We start from the raw sequence: 11720 nt of genomic DNA, 5'->3' as shown, positions 1-11720 counted from the left end.
TCGCCGACGCGTGCGCCTGGCGCCGCGCGGGGTCGCCCCCGGACGCGCACGCGCCCCGGCGGCGCACCCAGGCGTGGGCGGGCACCGACCGGCAGGTGCGCGGCCGGATCATGGCGTTGCTGCGCGAGGCCCTGGAGCCCGCCCCCGCGCACGCCGTCGCGGCGGTGTGGCCGGACGACGCGCAGCGGGACCGCTGCCTCGCGGGGCTGCTCGCCGACGGCCTCGTCCAGCAGGTGCCCCACGAGGACCCGACGCTGCCCCGCTACCGGCTGCCGGTCAGTCCACCCGCGTGATCATCCGCGTGTTGCCGAGCGTGTTCGGCTTCACGCGCGCCAGGTCGAGGAACTCCGCCACGCCGTCGTCGTGCGAGCGCAGCAGCTCCGCGTACACCTCCGGCTCCACCGCCGGGCCGTCGATGGTGCCCCAGCCGTGCGCGGCGAAGAAGTCCACCTCGAACGTCAGGCAGAACAGCCGGCTGATCGCGAGGTCGCGCGCCCGGTCGGTCAGCGCCTCCAGCAGCGCGTGCCCGACGCGGCGCCCCCGCCACTGCCGGGCGACCGCGAGCGTGCGGATCTCCGCGAGGTCCAGCCACATCACGTGCAGCGCCCCGCAGCCGATCAGCGTCCCGTCCGGGGCCTCCGCGACCAGGAACTCCTGCACCGCCTCGTAGTAGCCGACCCACTCCTTCGCGAGCAGGATGCGCTCGTCGGCGTACGGCTGCACCAGGTCCCGGATGCCGCGCACGTCCGCGGGCACGGCCGGTCGGACGCGGAACGCGGGGGCGTCGGACGGCGGGGACGTGCGGGCGGCGGTCGGGTCGGTCACGCGCCCAACCTACGTCGTCCACCAGCGGGGACGCCGCCGCGGACCACGGGACGACCCGCGGGCTCGCCCTCGCGCGGGTCGGTCACGCCGGGTGCGGGGCTCGGTCGTCGGGTGGTTCCATGCCGCCCGGGATGGTCAGACGGGGCCCGGGTCCGGTGCGTCGGCCTCATCCAGCAGCAGCGGCCCGGGACCCAGGTCGGCCGCGGACTCCCGAGCCCGCGCCACCGCCGCGTCGTCCAGCCCGAGCACCCGCAGCGCGGCGTCCGCGACGAGCGGCGCGAGCGACCCCACCGCCTCGGTGCCGCCCGCGCTGCGCGCGGTGATCACGCTCTCCACCAGGCCGAACACCAGCGTCGCCGCCAGCGGCGCCGGGTCGGCGGGCACGCCCAGCACCGCCGCGACCAGCGCCTCGTAGCGCTCCCGCAGCTCGCGCCGCTCGGACCGGAACTCCGCGAACGACTCCCCTGCGACCTCCGGCAGCAGCATCAGGCCGCCGATGTTCACCGGCCCGGCCGCCAACCAGTGCGCGTCCGCGTCGCACAGCGCCCACAACCGGGCGGCGGGCGACCCGGGCTCGTCCAGCAGCTGGTCCGCGAGCGCCAGGGACGGGCGCACCGTGTCGAGCAGGAGCGTGCGGAGCAGCGCGTCCTTGCCGCGGAAGTGGTGGTAGATCGACGCCTGCCGGACCCCGGCGCGCTCCGCGACCGCGTAGGTGGACGTCGCGGTGTAGCCGACGCTGCTGAACAGCTCCGCCGCCGCGGCGAGGACCGCGCCCCGGGTGTCCCGGTCCGCGTCCGAGCGCGGGCGCCCGGGGCGGGCGGCGCGAGGAGCCGGCGTCCCGGGCGTGGGCACGTCGGGCCCGGGGGCGGCGGGCGCACCGACGGACGGTGCGGCGTCCGTGCGCGCGGTCGGCCGGGCGGTCATGGGCGCGGACGCTAGCAGCCGTGCGTGACGAGCGGGTTTCGCCGGCGGCCCGCGGCGGTCGGCGCCGTCAGGCGAGGGCGAGCAGCCGGGCGGCGGTGCGCTCGTCCACGACGAGGTCCGTCATCGTGCCCGCGCGCAGTGCGGCGAGCAGCGGCACGGCCTTGTTGTCCCCGGCGACGGCGCACAGCCGGCGCGGGATGCGCCGCAGCTGGTCGGGCGAGGGCCCCGTGGCGCGGGCGTTCAGCGGCACGTCCCGCCAGGACCCGTCGGCCCGGAGGAACACCGTGCACACGTCGCCCACGACGGCCTGGTCGTGCAGCAGCATCACGTCGTCGTCGTCCAGGTACCCCGCCGAGTACACGTGCGACGGCACCGAGCCGGTCACCGAACCGACCGAGAACAGGGCGATGTCCACGCGGGACTGCTCGTCCAGCACGCGGCGCACCGAGCGCTCGCGCCACATCGCGGCCTTCGTCTCCGGGTAGTCGAAGAACGCCGGGACCGGGAAGTGGCGCACCGTCGCGCCGAACGCGCTGCCGAACGACGCGATGAGGTCGCTCGCGTACTCGATGCCCGAGGTGCGGGTGTTGGCCGCGCCGTTGAGCTGCACCACGACGCTGCCGTGGGTCGGCTTGGGTTGCAGGCGCCGGGCCACCGCGGCGAGGGTGGTGCCCCAGGCCACGCCGAGGATCATGTCCGAGTCGAACCAGGAGGCCAGCAGGCGGGCGGTGGCGCGGGCCACCTGGTCCAGGGTGTCGACCTGCTCCCCGGAGTCCGGGACCGGGACCACGTAGGTGTCGATCCCGAACGCGGCGGAGATCGAGCGGCCGAGGCTGGGTGCGCGCGTGGTGGACGGGCGCAGCGTGATCTCGACCAGACCGGTCTCGCGCGCGCGCTTCAGCAGCCGCGAGACGGTGGAGCGCGACGTGTGCAGGTGCCGGGCGATCACCTCCATCTTCACGTCCTGCAGGTAGTACATGGACGCGGCGCGCAGCACGTCCTGCTCACGGTCGGCCATCGATACGACCTCCTCGTCGTCCTCGTCCCACCATGGGACCACAGTCCCTGCACATTCGTGCACAGCGGTTGCGCGTTCGTTCGGTGCGTGCTGACGATAGTCCTCAGACAGGACCGAGGTCCCGGTCGGCGCGGCACCCCGCGCCCGCTCCTGGGAGTCCGGCCGACGATGCACGACCGCGATGGAGTGGGACATGAGGACCGCAGCACTGACTCCTCGCCTGCGCGACGACGCGCTGGCGACCCTGCGAGCGACCACGGAGGGCGGCCCGGAGCTCGACGTCCTCGTCATCGGCGGCGGCGTCACCGGCGCCGGCATCGCCCTGGACGCCGTCACCCGCGGGCTGTCGACCGCTGTCATCGACGCGCAGGACTGGGCCTCCGGCACGTCCAGCCGGTCCAGCAAGCTCGTGCACGGCGGCCTGCGCTACCTGCAGATGCTCGACTTCCACCTGGTGCGCGAGGCGCTCACCGAGCGCGACCTGCTCATCAGCGACCTCGCCCCGCACCTGGTCAAGCCCGTGCCGTTCCTGTACCCGCTGGAGAACCGGGTCTGGGAGCGCGCGTACGTCGGGGCGGGCATCGCGCTCTACGACACCCTCGCGAGCGTCAACGGCCGCAAGCGCGCCATGCCGCTGCACCAGCACGTCACCCGCAAGGGCCTGGAGCGCAAGTTCCCCGACCTGCGGCACGACGCCGCCGTGGGCGCGATCCAGTACTGGGACGCCAACGTCGACGACGCCCGCCTCGTCTCCACGCTGATCCGCACGGCCGCCTCCTACGGCGCGCACGCGGCGTCCCGCACCCAGGTCGTCGGCCTCACCACCACGTCCGGCGGTGCGGTCACCGGCGCCGAGCTGCAGGACCTCGAGACCGGCGAGCGGTTCACCGTCCGCGCCCGTCACGTCATCAACGCCACCGGCGTCTGGACCGAGCAGACCGAGTCGCTCGCCGGCACCGAGGGCGGCCTGCGGGTCCTCGCGTCCAAGGGCATCCACATCGTCGTCCCGCGCGACCGCATCGCCGGGAACGTCGGCCTGATCCTGCAGACCGAGAAGTCGGTGCTGTTCGTCATCCCGTGGTCGCGCTACTGGGTCATCGGCACCACCGACACCCCCTACGAGCAGGACCTCACGCACCCCGTCGCCACCAGCGACGACATCGACTACGTCATCGACCACGCGAACGCGGTGCTGTCCCGGCCGATCACCCGCGAGGACGTCATCGGGACCTGGGCGGGACTGCGGCCGCTGCTGCAGCCCGGCACCAAGGAGGGCACCTCGTCGGCCAAGGTGTCGCGCGAGCACACCGTCGCCTCGCCGACTCCCGGCCTCACCGTCATCGCGGGCGGCAAGCTCACCACCTACCGCGTCATGGCGAAGGACGCCGTCGACTTCGCGATCGGCTCGCGCGCCACGACGCTGCCGTCCATCACGCACAAGATCCCCCTGGTCGGCGCCGAGGGCCTCGAGGTCCTGCAGCGCCAGGCCCGCGACATCGGCGGGCGCTACGGCTGGGACCGCGGGCGCATGGACCACCTGCTGCACCGCTACGGCTCCCTGCTGGGCGAGCTGCTCGAGATGGTGGACGAGGACCCGACGCTCGGCCAGCCGCTCGCCGGGGCACCCGCGTACATCGGCGCCGAGGTCGCCTACGCCGTCACCCACGAGGGCGCCCTGCACCTCGACGACGTCCTGATGCACCGCACCCGCCTCAACTACGAGCAGGCGGACAAGGGCGTGGGCGCGCTGGAGGAGATCGCCGGGATCATCGGCGACCGCCTCGGCTGGGACGCCGCGACCCGGGCCCGCGAGATCGACGCCTACCGCCAGCGCGCGGACGCCGAGAACGCAGCCGCCCAGCAGCACGACGACGCCGCGGCGCAGGCCGCACGCGACGCCGCCGAGGACCTGGCCCCGCTCGTCGCGCTCGACACCGAGCCCGTCCGCGCCGGCCACAAGCCTGGTTCGTCTCACCAGACCCCTGCCGCGAACCCCCCGGCAGGGACATGATCGGGTAGTACGACCGCGGTCCCCCGGCCGCGGTCCCGGCCCCCGCCGGGACACCGAGACATCGACAACGACGTCCGTCTACGAAAAAGAGGTCAGCCGTGGATTCCATCTCCGTCGGAGACGCCATCCTCTCCGAGTTCCTCGGCACCACCGTCCTGCTCCTCCTGGGTGCGGGCGTGGTCGCCAACGTGATCCTGCCGAAGACGAAGGGGAACGGCGGCGGCTGGCTCCTCATCAACTTCGGCTGGGGTCTCGCGGTCTTCACCGGTGTGTACGTCGCCTTCCAGTCCGGAGCGCACCTCAACCCCGCGGTGACGCTGGGCATCTGGGCGGCCGACAAGCCCGAGTTCGCCCCGGGCGTCGAGGTGAACGCCGCCAACGGGTTCCTCTACATCGCCGCGCAGTTCGCCGGTGCGGCGGTCGGTTCGACCCTCGCCTACCTGGCCTACAAGAAGCACTTCGACGAGGACGCCGACCCCGGCATCAAGCTCGCCGTGTTCTCCACCGGCCCGGAGCTGCGCTCCTACGGCTGGAACTTCCTCACCGAGGTCGTCGCGACGTTCGTCCTGGTGTTCTGGGTCGTCATCAGCGGCAACACCCCCGCGCAGATCGGCCCGCTGGGCGTCGCGCTCGTCGTGGTCGCGATCGGCGCCAGCCTCGGTGGCCCCACCGGCTACGCGATCAACCCCGCGCGTGACCTCGGCCCCCGCATCGCCCACGCCCTGCTCCCCATCAAGGGCAAGGGCTCGTCCGACTGGTCGTACGCCTGGGTGCCGGTCCTCGGCCCCGCCGTCGGCGGTCTCCTCGGTGGTCTCCTGGCCGCCACCATCGGCTGGGTCGCCTGACCCTCTCCGGACCGGGGTGCTCGTCCCCCTCCCCCTGCGGGGGCGAGCACCCCACCACCCGGCCGGACCCGTCCCGGCCACCCCGCACCACCGGCAGCGTCGCCCCCGCGTCCTGCCGGCGCCCCACGTGAGCCGTGGGGCCAGACGACGACGCGAAGGAACTCCTCATGGCTGAGCAGTACGTGCTGGCGATCGACCAGGGCACGACGTCGACCCGCGCGATCATCTTCGACCACGGCGGCCAGATCGTCGCCACCGGCCAGACCGAGCACCAGCAGATCTTCCCGAAGGCTGGCTGGGTCGAGCACGACCCCAACGAGATCTGGACGAACACCCGGGAGGTCGTCGGCCTCGCGCTGTCGCGGGCCAACAAGACCTACAGCGACATCGTCGCGGTCGGCATCACCAACCAGCGCGAGACCGCCGTGGTCTGGGACCGCACCACCGGCCAGCCGGTCTACAACGCGATCGTCTGGCAGGACACCCGCACCCAGAAGATCTGCGACGACCTCGCGGCCCTCGGCGGCGGCGCCGAGCGCTACAAGGAGCGCGTCGGCCTGCCGCTCGCGACCTACTTCTCCGGCCCGAAGATCCGCTGGATCCTCGACAACGTCGAGGGCGCCCGCGAGAAGGCCGAGCGCGGCGAGCTCGCCTTCGGCAACACCGACTCCTGGGTGCTGTGGAACATGACCGGCGGCGTCGACGGCGGCATCCACGTCACCGACGTCACCAACGCGTCGCGCACCCTGCTGATGAACGTCGACTCGCTCACCTGGAACGAGGAGATCGCCGCCGAGATGGGCGTGCCCGTCTCGATGCTCCCGGAGATCCGCTCCTCCTCCGAGGTCTACGGCCACGGCCGCCAGGGCGGGCTCGTCCCCGGCGTCCCGATCGCCGGCATCCTCGGCGACCAGCAGGCCGCCACGTTCGGCCAGGCGTGCTTCGAGGTCGGCACCGCGAAGAACACCTACGGCACCGGCAACTTCATGCTGCTGAACACCGGCACCGAGCCCGTGCAGTCCAAGAACGGCCTGCTCACCACGGTCGCGTACAAGATCGGCGACAAGCCGCAGGTCTACGCGCTGGAGGGCTCCATCGCCGTCACCGGCTCGCTCGTGCAGTGGCTGCGCGACAACCTCGGCATGTTCGCGGACTCCCCGGACATCGAGTACCTGGCCGGCAAGGTCGAGGACAACGGCGGCGCGTACTTCGTGCCCGCGTTCTCCGGCCTGTTCGCCCCGTACTGGCGCTCCGACGCCCGCGGCGCGCTCGTCGGCCTCACCCGGTACGTCAACCGCAACCACATCGCGCGCGCCGCGCTGGAGTCCACCGCGTTCCAGACCCGCGAGGTCCTCGACGCGATGAACGCCGACTCCGGCGTCGCGCTCACCGAGCTCAAGGTCGACGGCGGCATGACCGCCAACAACCTGCTCATGCAGTTCCAGGCCGACATCCTCGACGTCCCCGTCGTGCGCCCCCAGGTCGCGGAGACCACCGCGCTCGGCGCCGCGTACGCCGCGGGCATCGCCGTCGGGTTCTGGTCCGGCGAGCAGGACGTCATCGACAACTGGGCCGAGGGCAAGCGCTGGACGCCCGACCTCGCGTCCGACGAGCGCGACCGGCAGTACCGGCTGTGGAAGAAGGCCGTCACGAAGACCCTCGACTGGGTCGACGACGACGTGCGCTGACACCCCGCCGCACGCAGACCGGCCCCGCACCCTCACGAGAGGGGGCGGGGCCGGTCGCCGTTACCCCGGCCACGACCGGGGAGCGGGCGGACGCCCCGGTCACCGCTGTCCGGTGCGCCCGCCCCGTCGGTCCGCCGACGGGAGCCGTCGGGTCAGCGGTCGACGCGCGCCCCGCCGCCACCGGCGAGCTTCAGCACCTCGGCCTTGGACGCCATGGTCGTGTCACCGGGCGTGGTCATCGCGAGGGCCCCGTGTGCCGCGCCGTACTCCACGGCGGTGGCGAGCGGCTGCCCGTCCAGCAGCCCGTACACGAGGCCGGACGCGAACGAGTCGCCCCCGCCCACCCGGTCCAGGATCTCCAGGCCCGGGCGGTGCGTCGCCTGCACCAGGCCCTCCTCGCGGGACCAGGCGATCGCACCCCAGTCGTTGACCGTCGCCGACCGCACCGTCCGCAGCGTCGTCGCGATGACCTGGAAGTTCGGGTACGCCTCGGCGACCCGGTCGATCATCGCCGCGAACGCGTCGACCTCGATCGCCGAGATGTTCTCGTCCACCCCCTCGACCTCGAAGCCCAGCGAGGCGGTGAAGTCCTCCTCGTTGCCGATCATCACGTCGACGTGCTGCGCGATCTCGCGGTTCACCTCCTGGGCGCGCGCCGGGCCGCCGACCGCGCGCCACAGGCTCGGCCGGTAGTTCAGGTCGTACGAGACGACCGTGCCGTGCCGCTTTGCCGCCGTGACGGCCGCGACCACCGTCGCCGCCGCGGTGTCCGACAGGGCCGCGTAGATGCCGCCCGTGTGCAGCCACCGCACCCCCTGCTCGCCGAACAGGTGGTCCCAGTCCACGTCGTCCGGCCCGAGCTGCGAGGCCGCCGTGTGCCCCCGGTCGCTCACGCCGACCGCGCCCCGGACGCCGAAGCCGCGCTCCGTGAAGTTGAGGCCGTTGCGGACCGATCGCCCGAGCCCGTCGTACGGCAGCCAGCGCAGGTACGACGTGTCCACGCCACCGGTCAGGATCAGGTCCTCGACCAGTCGGCCGACCTCGTTGTCCGCGAGCGCCGTCACGATCGCCGTGCGCAGACCGAACGCCCGGCGCAGGCCGCGCGCCACGTTGTACTCGCCGCCGCCCTCCCACGCGCGGAACTGCCGGGCCGTGCGGATGCGGCCCTCCCCGGGGTCGAGGCGGAGCATCACCTCGCCGAGGGAGACGGCGTCGAAGCGGACGTCCTCGGCGGGACGGGTGGTCAGGGGCACGGGGGTCTCCTCCGGTGTGCGGGCGGGTCGGGGTGCGGCGGGTTCTCGCGCGGTCAGGGGCGCAGGCGTGCGGCGAGCGCGACGGCGTCGGCGACCAGCGCCCGCACCCCGTCGAGGTCCCCGGCGCGCACGCGCTCGCGCGGGACCATCCACGACCCGCCGACGGCGGCCACGCAGGGCAGGGCCAGGTACTCGTCGAGGTTCGCGGGACCGACGCCGCCGGTGGGCACGAAGCGCACGCCGCCGAACGGGGCCGCGAGCGCCGCGATGGCCTTGCTGCCGCCGGACGTCCCGGCGGGGAAGAACTTCACGGTGCTCAGGCCGAGCTCCAGCGCGGCCTGCACCTCCGTGGCGGTGACCGCACCGGGCAGCACCGGGACGCCGTGCTCCTGGGCCCGCTCGACCACGGCGCGCGACGTCCCCGGGGAGACCAGGTACCGCGCACCGGCCGCGACGGCCTGGTCCACCTGCTCCGGCGTGACGACCGTGCCCGCGCCGACGAGGACGTCCCCGCGGTCCGCCATGACCCGGATCGCGTCGGCGGCGGCAGCGGTCCGGAACGTCACCTCGGCGACCGGCAGACCGCCGCCGACGAGCGCGTCCGCGAGGGGCGCCGCGTCGGCGGCCTCGTCCAGCACCACCACGGGGACGAGGCGGTGCCCCGCCAGCCGGTCCAGCACGTCCGTCATCGTCGACTCCTCGCGTTGCGCCTGGCGCAACGGCTGCTGCGCCCTCCGCAACGCATCGTCCCACGGCTCTGCTCCCCACGGCAACGCCCCCGCACCACCTGGGGACGCACGACGGGCCCCCTGGTCAGGGGGTGGCGGATACCCCGGGTCAGCGGGCGGCGGGCAGGTGCAGCCCCGGGGGCAGCAGCGCGGGGACGACCGCGAGAACCTGCGCGTGCAGCGCGGCGAGCCGGTCCGGGGTCATCCGGTCCGCGGGGGCGGTCACGCTCAGCGCCGCGACCGGGCGGCTGCCCCGCAGCAGCGGCACCGCCAGGCAGGCGATGCCCGGCTCGTTCTCCTGGAGCTCGACGGCGTACCCGCGCTCCCGGGCGGCGGCGAGCTCCGCGCCGAGGCGCGCGGCGTCCACCCGCCCCGCGGGCTCGACCGCGTCGACGTACCCCGCCACGGCGGCGGGCGGGGTGTCCCGGAACGCCAGCACCGCGCGTCCGAGAGCCGTGGTCGCGGCCCAGTTCCGGCGGCCCACGGCCGACCACACCCGCACCGGGCGCTCGGGCTCGACCTTATCCAGGTAGACCACCTGCACCCCGCTGAGCACCCCCAGGTGCACGAGCTCGTCGGTCGCGCTGCACAGGGCGGTGAGCGCCCCGTGCAGCCGTGCCGCGAGGTCGTCCTCGGCGAAGTACCGGTCCGCCAGCCCCACCGCCGCGGGGCCGAGCCCGTAGCGCCCGGTCACCGGGTCCTGGGCGACGTAATCCCGGTGCCGCAGGCCCGCCAGGGAGCGGTGCACGGTCGTCTTGTGCACCCCGAGACCCGCCGAGAGCTCGGCGAGCGTCACCCCGGCGGGGCCGGCGGCGGCCACCGCGTCGAGGGTGCGCAGGGCGCGGTCCACGCTCTCCACCGGCGGGGACGCCGGCCCCGGGCCGTCCGCGCCCCCCGTCTGCTCCTGCACGCGCCCACCCTACGGCGCGCGCCGCCGGACCCTAGGCGCCGAGCGCCGAGATCAGCAGTCGGGCCACCGTGAAGTAGATGATCAGCCCGGTCCCGTCGACCACCGTGGTGATGAGCGGTCCCGATCCGACCGCCGGGTCCAGGCCGACCTTGCGCAGCAGCAGCGGCAGCACCGAGGCCACCAGCGACGACCACAGGATGATCGCCCCGGCGGACACGGCCACGGTCAGCGCGACCTCGCCGCCGACGCCCTGCGTGTACGCGCGCAGCAGTCCGACCAGAGCGATGGTCGCGGCGACCATCAGCCCCGTCACGGCCTCCTTGCGGACGACCCGACCGGCGTCGCGCAGCCGGACGCTGCCCGTCGCCATCGCCCGGATCACGGTCGCGGTGATCTGCGTGCCCGCGTTGCCGCCCGCCCCGATGAGGAGCGGCACGAAGAACATCAGGGCCGTGACCGTCTCGAGCTCGCCCTCGTAGTGCTGCAGGACGCTGCTCGTGATCGTCGCCGTGACGAACAGGACCAGCAGCCACCCGATCCGCTTGCGCCACAGCAGCAGCGGCGACGCCCGCAGGTACGGCACGTCCATCGGCGTGGCACCGCCCTGCCGCACCGCGTCCTCGGTGGCCTCCTCCTCGACGATGTCCGCGACGTCGTCCCCGGTCAGCACGCCGAGCAGGCGGCCGCCGTCCACGACGGGCAGCGCCGCGAGGTGGTGGCGGCGCAGCAGGTCGGCGGCGCGCTCCTGGTCGACCAGGGGCCCGACCGTCACGACCTCGTCCCGCATGAGGGCGGCGACGAGCACGTCCGGCGCCGCGAGGACCAGGTCGCGGAACGTCAGCGCACCGAGCAGCGCCCGGTCGTCGCTGGTGACGTACACCTCGCCGGAGTCCGTCGCCGCGTCCGGCTGCGCGCGCAGCGCGTCGACGGCCTCCCGCACCGTCATGGTCGGGCGGACCGTGCCGACCTCGGGGTTCATGTGCGCGGCGGCGGACTCCTCCGGCCACGCGAGCAGGCCCCGCACCACCGCCGACCGCGCGACGGGCATCGCGGCGAGCACCGCGGCCCGCTCGCCGTCCGGCAGCACGCGCAGCAGCTCCGCGGCCTCGTCCGGGTCGGTCGAGTCGACCAGCCCCGCGGCGACGGCGGGCGGCACGACGTGCAGGATCTCCGCGGCGGCGTGCGGGTCCAGGGTGCCGAGCAGGTCCGCCGCCGAGTCGGGCGCGAGCAGCCCGATCAGGGTCCGGACCTGGGCGTCGGAGAGCTCGGCGAGCTCGTCCGCACGCGCCCGCGGGTCGGCCGTCTGCTCCAGCCAGACCTCCACGGCGCGGGGCGTGGCGACGGCGACGACGTCGTGCAGGTCCAGGTCCGTGGGCAGGGTGGCGCCCTGGCGGCGGGTCAGGTGGGCGGTACGGGTCATGGCGCGCGCTCCTCACGTGCGGGCCCGGGGCGGCGCCGACCGAGCCGGCCGCGGGGTGCCGCACCGTCGGCGGCGCGCTGCCCCGCACGCGCCCCGCC

Annotated in this window: 10 protein-coding genes and 1 pseudogene; 4 read left to right on the top strand and 7 right to left on the bottom strand. The window is 74.4% G+C overall.

Annotated features, from left to right (window positions below):
• Nucleotides 1-293: pseudogene (locus EBM89_RS17450) on the top strand (A/G-specific adenine glycosylase); the annotation flags it as partial.
• On the opposite strand, the gene EBM89_RS17445 reads toward EBM89_RS17450, so the two are convergent.
• The 3 genes from EBM89_RS17445 to EBM89_RS17435 all read right to left on the bottom strand — a co-directional run bounded on the left by EBM89_RS17445 (nt 277) and on the right by EBM89_RS17435 (nt 2767).
• On the bottom strand, nt 277-825 hold the full coding sequence (locus tag EBM89_RS17445; protein ID WP_122150914.1) for an amino-acid N-acetyltransferase: 549 nt from the start codon (nt 823-825) through the stop codon (nt 277-279). The pseudogene EBM89_RS17450 and the gene EBM89_RS17445 overlap by 17 nt on opposite strands.
• 135 nt (nt 826-960) lie before the next feature.
• Nucleotides 961-1749, bottom strand: a complete 789-nt coding sequence (locus EBM89_RS17440) for a TetR/AcrR family transcriptional regulator (RefSeq protein WP_122150913.1) — start codon at nt 1747-1749, stop codon at nt 961-963.
• 67 nt (nt 1750-1816) lie between these two features.
• A complete protein-coding gene (locus EBM89_RS17435; RefSeq protein ID WP_122150912.1) occupies nt 1817-2767 on the bottom strand; it encodes a sugar-binding transcriptional regulator in 951 nt (316 codons plus the stop codon).
• 193 nt (nt 2768-2960) lie between these two features.
• Between EBM89_RS17435 and EBM89_RS17430 the strand changes: the two genes are divergently transcribed.
• From EBM89_RS17430 to glpK, 3 genes are all read left to right on the top strand, one after another.
• The gene (locus EBM89_RS17430) at nt 2961-4778 is read left to right on the top strand and encodes a glycerol-3-phosphate dehydrogenase/oxidase (protein ID WP_122150916.1); all 1818 of its coding nucleotides are present in this window, start codon (nt 2961-2963) and stop codon (nt 4776-4778) included.
• A gap of 107 nt (nt 4779-4885) precedes the next feature.
• On the top strand, nt 4886-5623 hold the full coding sequence (locus tag EBM89_RS17425) for an MIP/aquaporin family protein (protein ID WP_122150915.1): 738 nt from the start codon (nt 4886-4888) through the stop codon (nt 5621-5623).
• A 167-nt stretch (nt 5624-5790) separates the two neighbouring features.
• Nucleotides 5791-7311 carry a glycerol kinase GlpK gene (glpK, locus tag EBM89_RS17420; protein ID WP_122150911.1) on the top strand — a complete coding sequence of 507 codons (1521 nt, stop codon included), beginning with the start codon at nt 5791-5793 and terminating at the stop codon, nt 7309-7311.
• A 152-nt stretch (nt 7312-7463) separates the two neighbouring features.
• Here glpK and EBM89_RS17415 read toward each other — a convergent pair whose 3' ends face one another.
• The 4 genes from EBM89_RS17415 to mgtE all read right to left on the bottom strand — a co-directional run bounded on the left by EBM89_RS17415 (nt 7464) and on the right by mgtE (nt 11622).
• Nucleotides 7464-8564, bottom strand: coding sequence for a sugar kinase (locus EBM89_RS17415; RefSeq protein WP_122150910.1), 1101 nt, complete (start codon nt 8562-8564; stop codon nt 7464-7466).
• A gap of 53 nt (nt 8565-8617) precedes the next feature.
• Nucleotides 8618-9253: a bifunctional 4-hydroxy-2-oxoglutarate aldolase/2-dehydro-3-deoxy-phosphogluconate aldolase gene (eda, locus tag EBM89_RS17410; protein ID WP_122150909.1), complete on the bottom strand. Its 636-nt coding sequence runs from the start codon at nt 9251-9253 to the stop codon at nt 8618-8620.
• Between the two features lie 148 nt (nt 9254-9401).
• Nucleotides 9402-10202 (bottom strand): IclR family transcriptional regulator, encoded by an 801-nt coding sequence (locus EBM89_RS17405; protein ID WP_122150908.1) that lies wholly within the window; start codon nt 10200-10202, stop codon nt 9402-9404.
• Nucleotides 10203-10233: 31 nt separating this feature from the next.
• Nucleotides 10234-11622, bottom strand: coding sequence for a magnesium transporter (gene mgtE / locus EBM89_RS17400; RefSeq protein WP_122150907.1), 1389 nt, complete (start codon nt 11620-11622; stop codon nt 10234-10236).
• Between the last annotated feature and the right edge of the window lie 98 nt (nt 11623-11720).

Source organism: Cellulomonas triticagri (assembly GCF_003696205.1).
GTDB classification, from domain to species: Bacteria; Actinomycetota; Actinomycetes; order Actinomycetales; family Cellulomonadaceae; genus Cellulomonas; species Cellulomonas triticagri.
The sequence above is the reverse complement of the archived record's forward strand: the minus strand, read 5'-3'. Positions and strand labels throughout refer to the sequence as shown.